The organism is Synechococcus sp. H60.1 (assembly GCF_047462335.1).
Taxonomy (GTDB): Bacteria; Cyanobacteriota; Cyanobacteriia; order Thermostichales; family Thermostichaceae; genus Thermostichus.
On sequence record NZ_JANSJA010000038.1, the window covers coordinates 1 to 18,316 of the forward strand.

Genomic DNA, 18,316 nt, shown 5'->3' on the forward strand with positions numbered 1-18,316 from the left:
TGAGCATGGGCACGAGCATGACCATGAGCATAACCATGAGCACGACCACGAACACGGCCACGAGCATGGCCACTCGCACCGCAGCCACATCGAGGTTGATGGTTTTAACTCCCTGGCTTTTGAGAGCGATCGCCCCTTTTCTCTAGACGCCTTCCAGAACTTTCTCAATGAGTTGCCCGAGGCAGTCTTTCGGGCCAAAGGGATCCTGTGGTTTGAAGAAAGCCCAGAGCGACATATCTTCCACCTCAGCGGTCGGCGCTACACCCTCAGTAGCGATGCATGGCCTCGCCAGCCCAAAAACCAGTTGGTGCTCATCGGCCAGCACCTCGATACGGCCAAGCTGCGGCAAAAGTTGGAAGCCTGTCTTGTCCCTGCACCCGTCCAGGGCTAAGAACTGGATGGCAGCTTAGAAGCGTCGGGCCCCGTTCCCCCAGCCTCGCGAGGGGAGCCTTGAGAGAGGGCATCCCAGCCATGTCCGACATTTTTGTGATGATCCGCAACCAGGCCAACAACGCCCTCACTTCCATCGACGGGATCCCTTTTGTCGCCTTTCTGGAGCGGGAGGGGCAACTGATTGCGGAAGAAACCATCGAGTTAATCTACGCCGACGCCGGCTTTGATGACCTGCCGATTGGAGAATACACTGTGGGGGTACGGCATGAACAGGTGGAGCCGCCAAAAGCCACCTGCCCAGTTGCGATTAGGGGTGCCGACGAAGTTGTTTTGGTAACATTTGTTTACCTTGAGCCCGAGCGGGTTCTGCTGAACGCTCAGATTGCTGTGGAAAAAAGGTTGTAACCATGACCGTCAAAGTGATCCCATCGCACTCCATCAAAGCTTTTCGCTATCGAGTGTTTTGTTTGGGACAAGATCTCTGGAATGCCCGGGATCCGATTAGCCGTGCCAACCTGGCCCTACAACTGGCCGACGCGGCCACAACCCTGGCTCGCATGGAAGTCCAAGCCGCTCAGCCCTTCAGTTCAAGCCCTTCCTATTCCCTGCCAGAAGCAGGCCATAGGTGATTGATCCAGGCCGGCCTTGAGGCCAGAGGCAAGGGATCCCGCCTGACCCGCATCACTCCCACTCGATGGTGCCTGGCGGCTTGGAGGTGATGTCGTAAACCACACGGTTGACGCCGGGCACCTCGTTGACGATGCGGTTGGAGATGGTGGCCAAGAGGTCGTAGGGCACCCTGGCCCAATCCGCCGTCATGCCGTCTTCGCTGGTAACCAGTCGTACCACCACTGGGCAAGCATAGGTGCGCTTATCCCCCATCACCCCCACCGAGCGCACTTCCGGCAGCAGCACGGCAAAGGCTTGCCACAGCTTGGGGTAGTAGCCGGAGCGGTTGATCTCCTGGCGGACAATCATGTCAGCCTCGCGCAGGGTTTCCAGACGCTCCTTGGTGACCTCGCCCACAATGCGGATGGCCAGGCCCGGCCCTGGGAAAGGATGGCGGCCAACAATTTCTTCCGGCAAACCCAGCGAGCGGGCCAGTTGCCGCACCTCATCCTTGAAAAGCTTGCGCAGAGGTTCTACCAGCTTAAAGCGCAGATTTTCCGGCAGGCCGCCGACATTGTGGTGGCTTTTGATCTTGACGGCGATGCGCTCTCCGGTCACCGGATCCACATTCGTGTTGGCCGACTCGATCACATCGGGGTAAAGAGTACCCTGGGCTAAGTACTCGAAGGGGCCCAGCCGCTGGGATTCTTCCTCAAAGACGCGAATAAACTCTGCCCCAATGCGCTTGCGTTTCTCTTCCGGGTCGGTAACTCCCTTCAACTGTTGGAGGAAGCGCTCCTGGCCATCTACGTAGTGGACAGGGATGTGAAATTGTTCCTGGAAAAGGCGCAGCAGCCGCTGCGGCTCATCCTTGCGCATAAACCCCTGATCGATGAAGACGCAGGTGAGCTGGTCGCCGATGGCCTTGTGCAGCAAAAAAGCCAGAGTGGAACTATCCACCCCGCCGGAGAGAGCCAGCAACACCTTCTTGTCGCCCACACGGGCCCGGACTTCCCGAATCGCCTCCTCCAGAAAAGCTTCCGTTGTCCAGGTGGGCTCGCAGCCGCAGATGTGGTAGACAAAATTGCGAATGAGAAAGGCACCCGCCTGCGAGTGGGCCACCTCTGGGTGAAATTGCACTCCGTACAGACGACGCGCCGGGTTGGCAATGGCGGCAAAGGGGGTGTTGTCCGTGGCGGCCAGAGCGTGAAAACCTGGCGGCAACTCGGTCACTGCATCCCCATGGCTCATCCACATAATGCTGTTTTCCGGCAAGTTGGTGAGCAGGTCGGTGGGATCCAAAATGTGCAGGGCGGCACGGCCGTATTCCCCCTTCTGGGCTGGCTCCACCTTGCCCCCCAACTGCTGCACCATGAGCTGCATGCCATAGCATACGCCCAGGATGGGGATCCCTAAGTTCCAGATCTCCGGGTCACAAGCAGGAGCGCCCGGCTCATAGACCGAGTTGGGGCCGCCGGAGAGGATGATGCCCTGGGGCCGTATTTGCCGCAGGTGTTCAGCGGTGGTGCGGTAGGAAAGGATTTCCGAATAGACGTGGGTTTCGCGAATACGACGGGCAATGAGCTCCGAGTACTGGGATCCAAAGTCGAGAATAACGATCATCTGGCGCTGCACCTTGAGGGGGGAGAGAGACAGGTCAGAGCTAAGGAGAGATGCAGAAGCGCTCACAAAACCTCGCACAGTGCAGAAGAGAAAACCCGAACCAAGAAACCAACTTGGCTGTGGATAAGAAACGTTAAGGGCCTTTCCATCGTAGCAGGGATGGGGGGTTTTCTTGCAGCCGCCTGTCCTGGACAGCCTCTCCCAGGCCCGCTTTGAGAACAGAACTTCTCTGAAAAACTGTCTGATGAGCCCTGCCCCGCCAGCCAAGCGATGGCTCCCAGTAACAATCGCAATAGTGAACCCAGAGCCGCCAGGGCCGAGCCAAGACTTATGATCGTAAGGAGGCGATCCAGACCGGTGGGGATATTGGCAGGGATCTGCGATCCATCGTTTTATGTCCATTGTGGCTGAATCCTTTCAAACCTATCTTCGTCGTCGCCGCCGCCTGCTGGCCCGCCGCCTCCAACGGCAGCAGGGGTGGGGTGTGGTTTTGGCTTTGTTGGCTGTGTATTTGCTCAGTTGGGATGCGCCGGGCCAGGCTGGGCTATTGTTGCACCTGTGGAGGGGGCAACCCCTGTGGTTGGTGGTGATCCCGCTGTTGGGGGGAGGGCTGTACAGCTTGGGTGTAGGGCTCATCTGGATGCTGCGGCAGCGCCGACTTCCCCAGGGATCCGCAGGTTCTGCTCAGCTTCTGGCCCAGATGATCAGCTTGCCCCACTTGGCTTTGGCCGCTCTGCTCTGGCTGGGGTTGGCGATTTGGGGAGAGCATCTTCTGCCTTTTCTGGCCCAGCAAAAGCCGCAGTTGTTGGCAGGTCTGGTGATCAGTTGGCTGCTGGCCCAGGGGTGGAGTTTTCTGCAAACGGGTTGGGTGGTAGAGGCCGGACAACTGTGGGCCGATTATCTGCAGGAGTTGCGCAGCTCTGTATTGCAGCCCTGCTACCAGCGCCTGGAAACCTGTCGTCGCTCACTCCATTTTTACCATGCCATTTGGCAAGATCTGCAACTGGAAGAACTGGAGGCCCAGCACCTGATTCAACTGTTGTCTGAGTCGCTGCTGCCGCTGACGCTGCCGCTCAAGGTTTATGCTCAGCGGGTTCACCATTGCTGTCAGCAGTTGGCGGCCTTATTGGCCCAGATGCAAGAGCGGGTAGAACGGCTGGAGCAGGTGCTTTTGGATATAGAGCTGGAGTTGGCTGCCCAGCAGCCGTTGCAAGCTCAGCCCCAGCCGATCAACTTGCTGGCAGAAGATTGGGCCAACTGCCAGGAGCTGGATTTGCAGGAGCTGGTGTGCTTGAACCAGGAGCTGCTGGGCGCCGACCGATCTTTGCAGGGCTTGACCCAAGAGCTGAAAGGCTGGGCCGACCGAGCCATTCCTGCCGGATTGCAACTGGGATCGCGATGGCTGGGATCCCTGGGATGAAGAAGGCTGCCCCGCCTACCTCTGAGCCCCCCGAACTGGAGGCCCTCTGGGAGAGCTGGCTGGCGGAGCTGGGCTGGCAGCCTTCTGAGCCGCAGCGGCAGCAACTGCAACAGCTCTATCCCCTGGTGATGGCCGGAAACCGCACCCAGAACCTGACCCGCATCACCGCTCCCATCGATTTTTGGGAGAAACACCTGTGGGACTCGCTGCGGGGCCTACGCTTGCTGGGATCCTGGGCGGCGATTCAAGCTCGGCCCTGGCGGGGCATCGACATCGGCACCGGGGCAGGGTTTCCAGGGATCCCGGCCCAAATTGCCCTGCCCCAGGCCAGCTTCACCCTCCTGGACAGCAGCCAACGCAAGATTGCCTTTGTGCAAGAGGCCCTGCAGCAGCTCTCCCTGACCCAGGCGCGGGCGGTGGCCCAGCGAGCCGAAATCTGGGGGCAAGACCCGCAGGAACGCGGCAGCTACGATCTGGCCCTGGCCAGAGCCCTGGCAGCGGCGGAGGTTTGCGCCGAGTATTGTCTGCCCCTGCTCAAGGTGGGGGGACGCGCCATTCTCTACCGCGGCCATTGGATCGAGGCAGAAGCCCAAACTCTGGAGCGAGCCCTTTCTCTCCTGGGGGGGAAGCTGATCCACGTCGAAGCCTTCACTACCCCCCGCAGCCACGGGATACGGCATTGCCTGCTGGTGGAGAAAGTTGCCCCCACACCAGCTTGCTATCCCCGTCCTCCCGGCATTCCCAAACGCCAACCCCTGGGACAGGACAAGCACCGCTAAAAGTTGGGATCCTTAATTTCCTAGTTCAAAAAAGCTTCTGCAAGTTCCTGGAGAAAGATCTTGAACAGGTAGTTTGCAAATGCCGTCGGGGAGACTAAGATGTGGTTGGCATCAGGTTCGGATTGAGCCAATGGTCTAACCAGGTGAGCTTCCGAACTGAGCGCTAAAAGGTTAAGGTTCGGAGTTCGCTACGTTATGACCATTTTTGTGGGCAACTTGTCCTTCAAAGCCAGTGAAGAAGACCTACGGCTTGTGTTTTCCGAGTACGGCACCGTCAAGCAAATTAAGCTGCCAGTGGATCGGGAGACGGGCCGCAAGCGGGGCTTTGCTTTCGTGGACCTGGAAAACGAGGCCGACGAGCAGAAAGCCATCGACGAGTTGGATGGCGCCACCTGGATGGGCCGGGATCTGAGGGTTAACAAGGCAATGCCGCGTCAGGCCGGCGCAGGCGGTGGCAGGCGGGATAGCCGTTCTTCCCGCTTCTAATCGGATAGGCTCTGGGCCGGGGATCCCTCTCTTCTCTCCCCGGCCTTTAGCTTTGGCCGAAGATGACTCTGGCCAGAAAGGCTAAGCCAAACCAGACGGAGGCCACCAAGACAATGGCCGGGCCGGAGGCGACGTTGAGGTAGTAGCTAGCGTACATCCCCAGCAGGCTAGCGCTGACGCCAAAGAGGGATCCCAGCAGCATTACCTGGTGCAGGCGAGGCGCCAGCAGGTAAGCTGTTGCTGCTGGTGTGATGAGCATGGCCAGCACCAGCAGCACCCCCACCGCCTTCATGCTGGCCACCAGAGTGAGGGAGGTGAGCGCCATCAGCCCCCATCCCAACCCTGCAGTAGGCAGGCCGGCTGCCTTGGCCCCCAGGGGATCGAAACTGTAGAAGGTCAGCTCCTTAAAAAAGAGGGCCACCAATCCCAGCACCAGGACGGTGATGCCCACCACTGTCAACACATCAGCGGCGCTCACCCCCAGGAGGTTGCCGAAGAGGAAGTGGTTGAGATCGATGCGGGCCCGCCGTTGGATTAACGTGATTAAGAGGATCCCTAGGGCAAAAAAAGCAGAAAAGACGATCCCCATGGCCGCATCGGGCTTGAGGGGGGTGGCGGAGCGGATCCACTGGATGAGCAGGGCGCTCAGTAACCCCGCCACGAAGGCACCGACAAAGAGGTTGAGATCCAGCAGGTAGGCAATGGCCAGGCCCGGCAGCAGCGAATGGCTGAGGGCATCCCCCAGGAGGGCCAAGCTTTGCACCAGCAAATAGCTGCCCACCACCGCGCAGAGAACGCCGATGGCCACCGCCACCAGCAGAGCCCGCTGCATAAAGGCAAACCGCAAGGGATCCGCCAGGGTGTGCCAGAGCCCTTCCATACCACCCCTCACCCCCTAGGCAGCTGAGTCCAAGGGCAGGATGCGGCCATAGGCCCGCTGCAACACCTGCGGCTGCAGCACCTGCTGCGGGGATCCCTGGGCAATCAGGACGCGGTTGAGGAGAAGCACCTCATCAAAGTGGGCCAGCGCCTGCCCCAGGTCGTGGTGCACCACCATCACGATATGGCCGGCGTCGGCCAGCTCCCGCAAAACCTGAAACACGATGGCCTCGCTGGGCTGGTCGATCCCGGCCAGCGGCTCGTCCAGGGCGTAGATCTCGGCTGCCTGCGCTAGAGCCCGCGCCAAAAACACCCGCTGCTGCTGTCCCCCTGATAGCCGACCAATGGGCCGATCCCGATAGGCCCCCATCCCCACCCGCTCCAGAGCTTGCGCTGCCCGCTCCCGACCTTGCGGACCGATGCGGCGCAACCAGCCGGCAGCTCTCACCTGTCCCATCAGCACCACATCCCACACCGTGGCCGGAAAGCTCCAGTCGATGGCCGACCGCTGCGGCACATAGGCCACCTGCTCCCCCCGCAGCGCCTGGCCGCCGTAGCGCACCTCGCCCCCCTCTTTTGGCACCAACCCCAGCAGCGCCTTGAGAAAGCTGCTTTTGCCAGCCCCGTTGGGGCCCAGGATGCCCGTGATGCACCCTGGCCGGATCTCGGCGCTGATCCGCTCCAACGCCAGCAACTTGCCATAGCACACCGTCAGATCCCGCACCACCAGAGAGGCCGGACGAAGAGGGAGAGCAATCGCTGGCTTTTTCATTTTCCTTTCATTTTCGCCAAGACCAGTGTACCCTAAGGGGAAACTCAAATAGTGAAACAATTATGAAAACCAAGATCTTTTCTTTGCGCCGCTTGGTGGTGGGGCTTGGCCTGCTGATGGGCGGTTGGACATCTCTGGCCAGCTTGGCTGTGGCACATCCCCGCGTTGTGGCTACCACCACTCTGATTGCCGATTGGGTAGAGCAGGTGGGTCAAGATCGCATCCAGCTCAGCAGCCTGCTGCAGCCGGGACAGGATCCCCACGTCTATGAGCCGACACCGGCAGATGCCGCAGCTCTCGAGCAGGCGGATCTGGTGTTTTACAACGGCTACAACTTGGAGGCGGGGTTGATTCGTCTCGTCAACGCTGCTGCTCAACGGGCGCGGCGGGTTGCCCTGGCCGAGATCCTCGACCCCATCGTCACCGATGAGGACGGGATCCCGACGCCGGATCCCCATGTATGGGGCAATGTGGAAAACGTCATCCTCATGGTGGAGCCCATTGCCCAGGAGCTGGCGGAACAGGTGCCCGGCGAAGCGGCTTTTTTTCAGGCCAATGCCGCCGCCTATCGGGCGGAGCTGGAAGAGCTCCACGCCTGGATCGCGGAGCAGATTCAGACCATTCCCCCTGCCAACCGGGTTTTGGTGACCACCCACGCTGCCTTTGCCTACTACACCCAAGCCTACGGCCTGAAGATGGGGGGATCCCTCTTGGGGATCAGCACCGAGGAACAGCCCAGCGCCCAGACGGTGGCTCGGTTGGTGGAGGAGATCCGCGCCCTGGGGGTGCCGGCGGTTTTTGCCGAGACCACCCTTAACCCCGCTCTCATCCAAACGGTGGCCGCCGAAGCGGGAGTCCAGGTGGCCGAACAGGAACTGTACTCGGACTCCCTAGGGGAGCCAGGCAGCGGTGCCGAAACCTACATCGCTATGATGCGCCACAACACCTGCACGATTGTGGGGGCCTTGGGCGGATCCCCTGATTGTCCTTGAGGGGCAGAATCGAGGCAGGGGGGCTGAGTTTTGTATGATAGGGGCTCAGACCCTTGTTTTCTTACCGCGTCCATGCCTGCTGCTATCCGTCGCCCGCCTCGTTCCCTCTATTGTGGCCAAGTGCGCCCAGCTCACATCGGCCAGAGTGTCACCCTCTACGGCTGGATCGACCGCCGCCGCGACCACGGGGGGGTGATCTTTCTCGATCTGCGGGATCGCTCCGGCATTGTGCAACTGGTGGCGGATCCCCAGAAGACCCCCCTCTCCTATGAGCTGGCTAAGGAGGTGCGCAGCGAATACGTAGTGCGGGTCACAGGTAGGGTTCAGCAGCGGCCTGAAGACTCCTTTAACCCCCGCCTGCCCACCGGCGAAGTGGAGGTCTACGCAGAAGAGCTGGAAATTCTCAGCCGCGTGGGCAAGCAGCTTCCCTTCAGTGTCTCGGGGGAAGAAGGGGAAGAGGTGCGGGAGGAGATTCGCCTGCGCTACCGCTACTTGGACTTAAGGCGGGAGCGCTTGTCCCGCAACCTGCAACTGCGCCACCAGGTGATCAAGGCCATTCGCCGCTTTCTGGAGGACGAAGAAGGCTTTATCGAGGTGGAGACCCCCATCCTCACCCGCTCCACCCCCGAAGGTGCCAGAGATTACTTGGTGCCCAGCCGCGTCAACCCCGGCGAGTGGTTTGCCCTGCCGCAGTCGCCCCAGCTTTTTAAGCAGTTGCTGATGGTGGCTGGCGTGGATCGCTACTACCAAATTGCCCGCTGTTTTCGGGATGAAGATCTGCGGGCAGATCGCCAGCCGGAGTTTACCCAGTTGGACATGGAGATGAGCTTCCTGGATCAGGAGGCAATCTTGGAGCTCAACGAGCGGCTCATCGGCCACATCTTCAAAACTGTCAAAGGGATCGACCTGCCCCGTCCCTTCCCGCGGCTGACCTACGCCGAGGCTATGGCCCGCTACGGCTCCGACAAACCCGACACCCGCTTTGGGCTGGAGTTGGTGGATGTTTCGGGGGTGTTTCAGGGATCCCGCTTTCAAGTCTTCGCCAAAGCCCTGCAGCAGGGGGGAGTGATCAAGGCTCTGCCGGTGCCCGGCGGCGACGAGAGGATCTCCAACACCCGCATCAAGCCCGGCGGCGATCTGTTCAAGCTGGTTACCCAGTACGGGGCGGGCGGCCTGGCCTTCATTCGGGTGCGCGCCGGCAGCCTCGATACCATTGGTGCCCTCAAGGAAAGCCTTAGCCCTGAGCAGGAGAAGCAGTTGCTGCAGATGACCAACGCCAAGCCAGGGGATCTGCTGCTGTTTGGGGCGGGGCCGGCTGCCGTGGTCAACGAGTCGCTGGGCCGCCTGCGGCTGCACCTGGGCCAGGAGCTAGGCTTGATCCCGGAGAACGCCTTGAATCTTCTCTGGATCACCGATTTCCCCATGTTTGAATTCAACGCCGAGGAAAACCGCCTGGAAGCCCTGCACCACCCCTTTACCGCCCCTCATCCGGAGGACTTGGCCGACCTAAAAACGGCGCGGGCCCAGGCCTACGACCTGGTCTGGAACGGCGTGGAAGTGGGCGGGGGATCCCTGCGCATCTACCAGCGGGAGATCCAGGAGCAGGTTTTCCAGGCCATCGGCCTCACCCCTGAGCAGGCGCGGGACAAGTTTGGCTTTTTGCTAGAAGCCTTTGAGTACGGCACGCCGCCCCACGGGGGCATCGCCTACGGCCTAGACCGGCTGGTGATGCTGCTGGCGGGGGAAGATTCCATCCGCGATGTCATCGCCTTTCCCAAAACCCAGCAGGCTAGGTGTTTGCTCACCGGCGCCCCTGCCGGCGTCGAGCCCAAGCAGCTCAAAGAATTGCACGTGGCTTCCACCTATCAGCCCAGCTAAGGGATCCCTCCACCTGTGTGGGAGGATGGATAGGCATGTACCCCTACTCTTGGGTCTCCTTATGCTAGATCTGACCGGAAAGAAAGCCTTGGTAACTGGCATTGCCAACGAGCGCTCCATCGCCTGGGGCATTGCCCAGCAACTGCACAAAGCGGGAGCTACGTTGGGGGTTACCTACTTGCCAGACGAGCGGGATCGCTTCAAAACCAAAGTCCAGCAATTGACGGAGCCCCTGCAGCCGGATTTTCTCCTTCCCTGCGACGTGCAAAGCGACCAGCAGATCAACGATCTGTTTCAAGGGGTGGCCCAAAAATGGGGTCAGGTCGATATCTTGGTTCACTGCCTAGCTTTCGTTAAAAAAGAAGAGCTGAGCGGCAACTTTAGCGATATCTCGCGGGAGGGGTTTGCCCTGGCCATGGATGTGAGCACCTACTCCCTGATTGCCCTCTGCCGGGCCGCCAAGCCCCTCTTGAGAGCCGGCAGCAGCATCCTCACCCTCACCTATCTGGGGGGCGTGCGGGTGGTGCCCAACTACAACATGGCCGCTGTCACCAAAGCGGGCCTGGAAACCTGTGTTCGCTACCTGGCGGCCGAGCTGGGCCCTGCCGGGATCCGGGTGAATGCTATCTCTGCCGGGCCCATTCGCACCCTGGCTTCTTCGGCGATTTCGGATTTTCATGCCATGCTGCACGCGGTGGAGGAGAAGGCTCCGCTGCGGCGCAATATCACCCAGCTCGAGGTGGGCAATGTGGCTGCTTTTTTGGCCAGCGACCTGGCCAGCGGCATTACCGGCCAGGTGATCTATGTGGATAGTGGATATAGCATCCTGGGTTTTTAGGCTCTTGGGGATCCCCCTGGCATGAATCGCTTCTCACCTTTGCAGCGGCTGCTGCTCACCTGGATTTTGATCGTCATTAGCGGCTGGCTGGCCCTGCAGGTGGGCCGGCTGTTTGGCCATCTGCTCACCACCCTCCTGACGGCAGCGGTGCTGGCCTTTTTGCTCAACTATCCGGTACAGGTGCTGCAGCGCTATCGGGTCAGTCGGGGTTTGGCGGTCACCCTGGTTTTTGCCCTGTCGGTGGTGCTGCTGGCCTTGGTAGGGATCGCCATCGTGCCCATCCTGGCCAAGCAGGTGGTGCAGTTGGGGGCGCGGATCCCGGAGTGGGTGGATACCTTACAAAGCTGGCTGGATCAAATCAGCCTGTGGGCGGCAGAGCGCAACATCAACCTCGGCCAGACGGAGCTGGTGAACACCCTCCTCAACCGCCTGCAGGCCAGTGCCGAAAAAATTGCCAGCCAATCCCTAGACATCCTCCTGGGCACCTTTAACCAGGTGGTTGACTTGGTGTTGGTGTTGGTGCTGGCCCTCTACATGCTGCTCTACGGCGGCCAGTTTTGGCAGGGGTTGCTCAGCCTCTTCCCCAAGCCCTGGGGGCCGCGCATCGGCGAAGCCCTGGCTCTGAGTTTCCAGAACTTTCTCATCAGCCAGTTGGTGTTGGGGTTCATTATGGCCCTGATGCTGGTGCCAGTGTTTGGGCTGCTGCGAGTACCCTTTGGGCTTTTGTTTGGCCTCTTGATTGGCCTGCTGGAGGTGATCCCGCTAGTGGGGGGCTTTATCGGCATCGGCGCGGCAGCAGTGCTGCTGGCCTTCCAAGATATCTGGCTCAGCCTCAAGGTGGTGCTGGTCTCCCTAATTGTGCAGCAGATCAAGGATCGAGTCATCGCTCCCCGGCTAATGGGGGAACTGATTGGCCTCAACCCGGTGTGGATCTTGATTGCCCTATTGGTGGGGGCGCAACTGGGGGGCATCTTGGGCGTGATCGTTGCCATTCCCCTAACCAGTGTGGTGAAAAGTCTCTACGAGATTGCCCGTTCCGCCGACTTGGCCGCCGAAGATGGCTTATCCCCTGCTGCGAAGGTGACCTCCCTCAGCAAAAGCCCCATCGAAACCCACCGGGATCCCACCTTGCCCAAGCCAGAGACCCAGCAGGTCTAGCCCCTTTTTCGCAGACGACTCTTCCAGGCAGCAACCTAGCCCCGATCCCCATCTCCCCTCTCCCAGAGGAAGAGGGCCGCGGGTGAGGGGCTGGGCCTTGTCCTAGCGAATTTTTCCCTCAATGAAAGGCACTTCTAGCACCTTTTCGTGCTGGATGGGGCCATGGCCAAAGTAGCCCCCTTCCCCAAACAACTCGCCGTGGTCGGCAGTAACCGTGATGTAGGTGTTTTTGGGAACCAGATCGAACAGTTGCTCAAAGACCCCATCTAGGTAGCGCACCGCCTCGATCTGCCGCTGGCGCAGCTCCTCCAACTGGGCGGAATTGAAAAAGGGGATCCCGGTCTCTTCCCCTTCATCCAGGCGCTTTAACACACCATTGACCCCAGAGATGCGGGGCCACGAGCTGGGGTCCTCGTCGGGCAGGGCGTAGGGATAGTGAGTTTCGCCCACATTTAATAGGTAAAAGCTGGGGCGATCCGGCTCGAAGCGCAACTGCTCCACCATGGCCGCCATATCGTTGTGCCGCGGCATGAGACGGTAGGAATCGAAGTCGCGATTGAGCAGAGTGCTGGGGTTGAGCACCGGCAGGGAGACCATGGCATGGGTGGTGTAGCCCAGTTGATGCTTCAGGAGCGTTGGCAAGTAGAGGTGAGGCAGCAGATGCTTGAACTCAATCGGCTGCCGGGTGCCGAGGCGCTCGTTGTAACGCAAATACTCCTGCTTGTAGTGCTCAGAGGCGAAAACGTGGGTAGGGCTGGTGTGAGGCAACAGGCCCATCAGCAGGTTGTAATGGGCGGGAGCCGTCCAGGAGGCGTAGCTCCAACGCTTTTCCAGGGATCCCAACTTGAGCAGATGCTTGGGGTTGGCAGCCAGCAGGCTGTCGAAGCGGCAACTGTCCAAAATGATCAACAGGTAGTGATTTTGCCCTTGGGGCTCAGGTCGGGGAGCGGGCTCAGGCAAGGGATTGGCAGAAGATCTCCACCAGCTTAGGAGTCCCATTCCTCTTCCTCCTCTTGGCCGGGGTAGGGACGTCGGACTATCCGCCAGTTGGGGGTAGTGGCCGTGTCGTCTTCCTCCTCAGGTTCAGCGGGTTGGCGAATGCGTTCCGGCGGGATATTGGAATAGGAATAGCGACCTGCCTGGGGATCCGGCTCGTACTCCGGCAGATCTTGAGGCAAATAGTGGTCGGGGGGAATCATCTGCGCTTCCAAGAAGCGCACTCGGTCGATGAGCTGGTTTAACTTGCGGATTGCCTGTCGCTGCAACGCCTGATCATGCAGCCGCCAAGCGCCCACATACAGAAACCCCAAGCCGACTCCTACCCCATAGGCAGTGAACAGCGTCAGCGACAAAGGAATCGCAGCGCCGGCTTGACCAGCCACGACGACCGCTGCTGTGGATCCCCAGTTTTGGACAAGGAAAACGAGCAGGGCCAGTATCCACAGGCCCAGGAGTATGGAGCGGATATTCTGGAGCATGGCCGCCACCTTCCCTTTTCACTAGGCTATCACCACCCCTGCAACGGGCGGAGGGAACCCCGATTCCTCAGCCACCTCCGATGACGTTGGATCCCCAGCCCGGAGCCACTTGAGCCGCCCTGAGGATAAAGGCAGCCAGGTTGCGCAGCGCTTCATCATCCATCCAGGAGGGAGGCACAGGGCGGCAGCCATAGCTAACTTCGGTGCCATCGTAGCTGCGGGGATCCCGCTGGTACTCCATGAGAGCTTGAATGGTGTCGCGGGGCGGGGTGGCGCCGCGCAAGGCCTTGAGCGAAAGGGAAATGTTAGGAGCCGGTAGGGTAGAGCCGCCCACGTGGCAGTTCAGACAGGCAGCCTGAAAGCGATTTTTCCCGTCGGTAAGTTGCTCTGGAGTAAAGGTGAGCATGTGCCCTTCGGCATCCCAGGGCAACTCTATTGGCTCAGGGGTTCGCAGGTACTGGCTCACATAGGGATCAACGCGGCCTGCCGCTGGGCTAGCTATCCCTAGCCATACCAAAAGCAGGATCCCGGCCCACCTCCAGCCACGGCCCGGGATCCCCCACCGGTTTGCCCCTTGAGTTTGCCCAGGCATTAGAGATAGGCGGAAAGGTCGCTGTGGGATTCGCTCTTGGTGCCGCCCCAGCCGGGTACGGTCTTAGCCTGCACTAGGATGTAGCCGGCAATTAACTTCAGATCCTCATCGGTGAGGTTGCGCAGGCGAGGATACTCACTCAGAAGCTGGGTGTTGGGATGATATTCCACCAGGGACTCTACCCCGTCATAGGTGACCGGGTTCTTGATGTAGTCTACGATCGCCAACACATTATCGCGGGGAGGTGTTGCCCCCTCCAGATCCGAGAGCTTCAGGCTCACGTCCGGGTTGGGATAGGTCTGGCCACCCACATGACACTGGGCACAGGCTTTGTTGAATAACTGCTTTCCTCTGGCCAGTTGCGCTTCCGTGAAAGTGATGGACTCGGTTGGCGACAAGGCTACAGGAGGAATCTGCCTGGCCGCCAAGGCCGGCCCCCAGGCATATCCGGCCATCCCCAAAGCCAAGATCAGGACCAATAACCGACGGCGCGCCATCGCGAACGCTTTCTGAAGAGAAAAAGATTTGCTAAACATGGTTCTCCGTAGTTCGATCTTAGAAGGGGGGGTCAGCTCCGCTCCAGCGACAAACCCGACAACAGGATCAAGAATAGACCATTGCGAGATCATTTGCCGATGGGATCCGGGATCGCTTTTGCAAGCTATTCTCTTCGACTTTTAGTGTTAAGTTTGATTGCGGATCCAGCGCCCCCTCAACGGTTGGGTTAGTGCCCCCACCCTGCCGAGAGCGGCAATGCGATCCACAAAAGCAAACTCGGAGAAGGGATCCCTTGCCTTCTGGAGAGGACAGCAGCGGTTGGCTTGATCCGCTGCCGAGAAAACCTAGGGCCGGCAGAGGTTGGGGCAGATAGGGTTGAGGAGTCTTCAAAGGCGGTTCAATTGCTAGGGATCCCCTGACTGGGGCTATCCTGTAAGCATCTCGCCTGCGTGCGTTCTCTAGATGGGAAGGCCATGCCTTGGGATCTGGGGCGGTTTTGGAACACGCTGACCTACTACGAAGCGCTGCCCTTTGCTGACCTCTGGCGCTGGGTTCAGAATGGGTTTCAGACAGCAGCCGTTGACTTCATGCCTCCTTCCCTGGCGACTTCAGCTCCCCTTCCCGTGATCCTCTTGGGCGATGGCCTACCAGTGGGGCTGGCGGAGGCGCTGCACCGGCAAGGGGCAGAAGTCCAGGAGAGAGGGGATGAGGTGACAGCCAGGGTCATCCTCGGTCTGGAGAACCGGGAGAAAGCTAAGGCCTACCTAGAGCGCCTGCGCCGCAGCGGCCAAACAGAACAGTTGCTCTTTGACTTCCGCCAGCCCGATCCCCAGCTGAACCAGTTCTGGGGCATCCTCGACGATGTGGTGATGGGCGGGGTGAGTCAAAGCCAACTGCTCTGGGGGGAGGGTGAGCTGCTGTTTACGGGCCAGGTTTCCACGGCCAACTTCGGCGGCTTTGTTTCCACGCGCACGCGCAATTGGCAGCCGCCTCTGGATGCCTCAGGGTTTGCCGGCCTGGAGCTGCGGCTACGGGGCGATGGACAGCGCTACAAGGTTCTGCTGCGGGATCAAGGGGGCTGGGACAGCCCGGCCTACAGCTATGCTTTCGACACCACCCCAGGGGAGGAGCAGACTGTCCAGGTTCCTTTTGCCGAGATGGTGCCCACCTTTCGCGCCCGCCGGGTTGCCGCTCCCCCCTTGAATACCCGCCAGATCCATTCGCTGCAACTGATGCTGAGCAAGTTTGAAGCGGACGGCAGTCCCAACCCCCGTTTTCGGCCTGGGCCGTTTCGGCTGGGCGTGCGTTGGATCGGGCTCTATCGCCAGAAGCCGCTGCCGCAACTGATTGGGGTGGCGCGGGGATCCCTAACTCCCGACTGGGTGGCAACCCTGCAGGAGAGCTCCAGCCGTTGGTGTGGGGTGGAGATTCCCGCCGAGATCGAGGGATCCACCTTAGCCGCTCACCTACTGCGCCTTTTGCGCTCGCCCGCCAGTGTGGGCCGGGTGGTGCCTCTGGAAGCCTTCCATGGCTAGGCTTCTTGGCGGCCTCCAGGGATCCCTGGGGATGGGGCTTTTGGCTCTCCTGTGGCTGGGGGCGGGCCAGGGGATCCCTTACCTGTTTGACTGGGACGAGCTCATTTACGCCAGCTTGGCGCGGCAGATGCTGGCCAGCGGCGATCCCCTGGCTTTGCAGATCAACGGCGAGCCCTTCTACGAGAAGCCGCCCCTGTTTTTCTGGCTGCAGGCCCTGGCGATGGCGGCCCTGGGGGTCAACGAAGGGGCGGCGCGGCTACCCAATGCGTTTGCCGGCGGCATCACGGTGGCCCTCTTGGGGGCGTGGGGAGCGCGGCTGCGCGGGGTGGGGTTTGGCTGCCTCTGGGGGATCCTGCTCCTGACGGGCTACCTGCCTTTGTTTTTCTACAAAACCGGCCTCATCGACCCGCTGTTGAATTTGGGCATGGGCGTGGGGCTGGGATCCCTTTGGGCTGCCGACGAGGCCCGTCGCTCCGGCCGCTCCGGGCAGGGGTGGAACGCCCTGGGCGCGCTGGCCTTGGGCCTAGCGGTGTTGGCCAAAGGGCCGGTGGGGCTGGTGTTGCCGCTGGGCATCTGGGCCCTCTACAAGCTCTGGCAGCGGGATCCGCCAAGGCGGTGGGGGGAGATGGTGGCCTTCCTCGGCTTGGCGGGGGCTATTCCTCTGGCCTGGCTGGCGCTGGAAGCAGCGGCGCGGGGGCTGCGGTGGCTGGCGGCGTTTTGGCACTACCAGTGGGGTTTGGTGAGTACCCCCAGCGGCCACCCCGGCCCAGTTTACCTGCATCTCTTGGCCTTTGCTCTAGGGTGTTTTCCCTGGGCGGCTCCGGCCTTGGCCGAGATCTTGGCCAGCCTCCGCAGGAGCAGTGACTCGGCAGCGGCGGATTTAACTCAGCGGGCAGAACGCCTGCTGTTGGTGGCCTTCGGGGTGGTGCTGGCTCTGTTTTCGCTCTTGGTGCAAACCAAGTTGATCCACTACACCTCGCTGCTTTATCCCATCGGCGCCTACTTTGCTGCCCTGCGCCTGCAACGCCTGGGATCAAGAGAGGCTCAACTCAGCGTTTGGGAAGGCGGCTGGATCCTGCTGAGCGGTTTGTTTTGGCTAGCCCTGTGGCTGCTATTGCCCTGGCTGGGATCCCAGGATCCCGTCCTGCTGCTGCCGAGGGTCGAGAAGGGATTGGCGGCTTTGGGGATCCCGCTTGCCGACCTTTTCGAGAGCCTAGCGGGCAGCTTGGCCCTGGGGTATCTCCAGGCCGAGGTGGAGTGGCCCTTCTTCACCTATGGCCCTGCTGTGCTCCTGGCGTTGGGGGGACTGGCCTGGATTAGAGCTCGGCACAATGCTCGGGGATGGGCCATCTTGCTCTTGGCCACGGGACTAAGCGCCCAGTTGGCCTGGAGCTGGGTTTTCCCAAGGGTGTTGCAGCATACCCAGGGGGGATCCGTCCACTTCTTCCGGCAGTTTGCCGGCCCAGAACCGGCTCTTTCGGGAAGGGTTGGCCTTTATGGGCTGCGGTCATTTGTACCCTATTTTTATGGCCCGCTGCGGGTGCCCTATGCCGCCAACCTGGAGGAGCTGGCCGCCTGGCAGGTGCCCGACTATCTGGTGACCTGGGATCCCTTTGTAGCTGAGCTAGCAGCAACTTGGCAGGTCGTAGAGCGCCGCAGCCCCTTTTGGCTGTTGAAAAAAACCTCTTCTCTGCCTTAGCCGCAAGATGAGCCAGTACGTGTTGCGTATCAGCGACCTTCCCCTTCAGGATCGCCCGCGCGAGCGGCTGCTTAACCAAGGGGCAAGAAACCTCTCCCATGCGGAGCTGCTGGCCATTTTGCTCAACACCGGCCAGGGGCCGGGCAAGCTCTCAGCCGTTGGCCTGGCCCAGTTGCTCTTGAAAAAATTGGAAGCCCAGGGGGATCCCTTAGCCCAACTGCGCCAGCTGGAAGCCGGAGAGCTGCTGCAAATTGAGGGCATTGGCCCAGCCAAAGCAGCAACAGTGTTGGCCGCCATCGAGCTGGGGCGGCGGATCTTTTTGGCCCGACCACCCGAGCGGACGGTGATTGAATCGCCAGAACAGGCGGCCATGGCCCTAAGCGGCGACCTGATGTGGGAGACCCAAGAGCACTTTGCCGTCCTGCACTTGGACATCAAACACCGCCTCATTGGCCAGCAGATTGTAACCCGGGGAACCGCCACGGAAACCCTCACCCACCCGCGGGAAACCTTCCGCAGCGCCATCAAGCAAGGAGCCAGCCGCATCCTGGTGGCCCACAACCACCCCTCCGGCAGTTTGGATCCCAGCCCGGAGGATCTTGCCCTGACGCGGCAACTCTTGCAGGCGGGGCAACTGCTGCAGATCCCGGTTTTGGATCACCTCATTCTCGGCGGCGGCCAGTTCCT

At 60.8% G+C, this 18,316-nt stretch carries 20 protein-coding genes; 13 read left to right on the forward strand and 7 right to left on the reverse strand.

Annotation, left to right across the window (positions count from 1 at the left end; translation table 11 throughout):
• From NW852_RS02030 to NW852_RS02040, 3 genes are all read left to right on the forward strand, one after another.
• On the forward strand, positions 1-391 hold a 391-nt coding region (locus NW852_RS02030), incomplete at its 5' end, for a GTP-binding protein (protein ID WP_414426420.1).
• An 80-nt stretch (positions 392-471) separates the two neighbouring features.
• Positions 472-798, forward strand: a complete 327-nt coding sequence (locus NW852_RS02035; protein WP_414365025.1) for a hypothetical protein — start codon at positions 472-474, stop codon at positions 796-798.
• 2 nt (positions 799-800) lie between these two features.
• On the forward strand, positions 801-1,022 hold the full coding sequence (locus NW852_RS02040; protein ID WP_011430503.1) for a hypothetical protein: 222 nt from the start codon (positions 801-803) through the stop codon (positions 1,020-1,022).
• 52 nt (positions 1,023-1,074) lie between these two features.
• Here NW852_RS02040 and guaA read toward each other — a convergent pair whose 3' ends face one another.
• Positions 1,075-2,625 (reverse strand): glutamine-hydrolyzing GMP synthase, encoded by a 1,551-nt coding sequence (gene guaA / locus NW852_RS02045; protein ID WP_414365054.1) that lies wholly within the window; start codon positions 2,623-2,625, stop codon positions 1,075-1,077.
• A gap of 394 nt (positions 2,626-3,019) precedes the next feature.
• Between guaA and NW852_RS02050 the strand changes: the two genes are divergently transcribed.
• The 3 genes from NW852_RS02050 to NW852_RS02060 all read left to right on the forward strand — a co-directional run bounded on the left by NW852_RS02050 (position 3,020) and on the right by NW852_RS02060 (position 5,310).
• Complete coding sequence (locus NW852_RS02050; RefSeq protein ID WP_414370268.1) at positions 3,020-4,045, forward strand: hypothetical protein; 1,026 nt, start codon at positions 3,020-3,022, stop codon at positions 4,043-4,045.
• Positions 4,042-4,824: a 16S rRNA (guanine(527)-N(7))-methyltransferase RsmG gene (rsmG, locus tag NW852_RS02055; RefSeq protein WP_414370270.1), complete on the forward strand. Its 783-nt coding sequence runs from the start codon at positions 4,042-4,044 to the stop codon at positions 4,822-4,824. The genes NW852_RS02050 and rsmG overlap by 4 nt, the downstream gene beginning before the upstream one ends.
• A 195-nt stretch (positions 4,825-5,019) precedes the next feature.
• A complete protein-coding gene (locus tag NW852_RS02060; RefSeq protein ID WP_414365030.1) occupies positions 5,020-5,310 on the forward strand; it encodes an RNA recognition motif domain-containing protein in 291 nt (96 codons plus the stop codon).
• Positions 5,311-5,356: 46 nt separating this feature from the next.
• Here the strand turns inward: NW852_RS02060 and NW852_RS02065 are convergent, their stop codons facing one another.
• On the reverse strand, positions 5,357-6,190 hold the full coding sequence (locus NW852_RS02065; protein WP_414337194.1) for a metal ABC transporter permease: 834 nt from the start codon (positions 6,188-6,190) through the stop codon (positions 5,357-5,359).
• Positions 6,191-6,205: 15 nt separating this feature from the next.
• A complete protein-coding gene (locus NW852_RS02070) occupies positions 6,206-6,961 on the reverse strand; it encodes a metal ABC transporter ATP-binding protein (RefSeq protein ID WP_414370272.1) in 756 nt (251 codons plus the stop codon).
• A 62-nt stretch (positions 6,962-7,023) separates the two neighbouring features.
• Here NW852_RS02070 and NW852_RS02075 point away from each other — a divergent pair, with 62 nt between their 5' ends.
• The 4 genes from NW852_RS02075 to NW852_RS02090 all read left to right on the forward strand — a co-directional run bounded on the left by NW852_RS02075 (position 7,024) and on the right by NW852_RS02090 (position 11,827).
• Positions 7,024-7,953, forward strand: coding sequence for a metal ABC transporter solute-binding protein, Zn/Mn family (locus NW852_RS02075; protein ID WP_414370274.1), 930 nt, complete (start codon positions 7,024-7,026; stop codon positions 7,951-7,953).
• A gap of 72 nt (positions 7,954-8,025) precedes the next feature.
• Positions 8,026-9,831 (forward strand): aspartate--tRNA ligase, encoded by a 1,806-nt coding sequence (gene aspS, locus NW852_RS02080; RefSeq protein WP_414370276.1) that lies wholly within the window; start codon positions 8,026-8,028, stop codon positions 9,829-9,831.
• Between the two features lie 61 nt (positions 9,832-9,892).
• Positions 9,893-10,669: an enoyl-ACP reductase FabI gene (fabI, locus tag NW852_RS02085; RefSeq protein WP_414348999.1), complete on the forward strand. Its 777-nt coding sequence runs from the start codon at positions 9,893-9,895 to the stop codon at positions 10,667-10,669.
• 21 nt (positions 10,670-10,690) lie between these two features.
• Positions 10,691-11,827 carry an AI-2E family transporter gene (locus tag NW852_RS02090; RefSeq protein WP_414370277.1) on the forward strand — a complete coding sequence of 379 codons (1,137 nt, stop codon included), beginning with the start codon at positions 10,691-10,693 and terminating at the stop codon, positions 11,825-11,827.
• 102 nt (positions 11,828-11,929) lie between these two features.
• Here the strand turns inward: NW852_RS02090 and NW852_RS02095 are convergent, their stop codons facing one another.
• From NW852_RS02095 to psbV, 4 genes are all read right to left on the reverse strand, one after another.
• Positions 11,930-12,826, reverse strand: coding sequence for a sulfatase-like hydrolase/transferase (locus NW852_RS02095; RefSeq protein WP_414370279.1), 897 nt, complete (start codon positions 12,824-12,826; stop codon positions 11,930-11,932).
• On the reverse strand, positions 12,814-13,305 hold the full coding sequence (locus NW852_RS02100; RefSeq protein WP_414365038.1) for a hypothetical protein: 492 nt from the start codon (positions 13,303-13,305) through the stop codon (positions 12,814-12,816). Before NW852_RS02100 ends, NW852_RS02095 begins: the two co-directional genes overlap by 13 nt.
• Positions 13,306-13,372: 67 nt before the next feature.
• Positions 13,373-13,897 (reverse strand): photosystem II cytochrome PsbV2, encoded by a 525-nt coding sequence (gene psbV2, locus NW852_RS02105; RefSeq protein WP_414365040.1) that lies wholly within the window; start codon positions 13,895-13,897, stop codon positions 13,373-13,375.
• On the reverse strand, positions 13,897-14,394 hold the full coding sequence (gene psbV / locus NW852_RS02110; protein WP_414370281.1) for a photosystem II cytochrome c-550: 498 nt from the start codon (positions 14,392-14,394) through the stop codon (positions 13,897-13,899). Before psbV ends, psbV2 begins: the two co-directional genes overlap by 1 nt.
• Before the next feature lie 474 nt (positions 14,395-14,868).
• On the opposite strand from psbV, the gene NW852_RS02115 reads away from it, so the two are divergent.
• The 3 genes from NW852_RS02115 to radC form a co-directional block, all read left to right on the forward strand.
• Positions 14,869-15,930 (forward strand): CIA30 family protein, encoded by a 1,062-nt coding sequence (locus NW852_RS02115; RefSeq protein ID WP_414426421.1) that lies wholly within the window; start codon positions 14,869-14,871, stop codon positions 15,928-15,930.
• On the forward strand, positions 15,923-17,629 hold the full coding sequence (locus NW852_RS02120) for an ArnT family glycosyltransferase (RefSeq protein ID WP_414426422.1): 1,707 nt from the start codon (positions 15,923-15,925) through the stop codon (positions 17,627-17,629). Before NW852_RS02115 ends, NW852_RS02120 begins: the two co-directional genes overlap by 8 nt.
• A gap of 7 nt (positions 17,630-17,636) precedes the next feature.
• Positions 17,637-18,316, forward strand: a 680-nt coding sequence (radC, locus tag NW852_RS02125; RefSeq protein ID WP_414426423.1) for a RadC family protein, incomplete at its 3' end; no start/stop codon positions are given.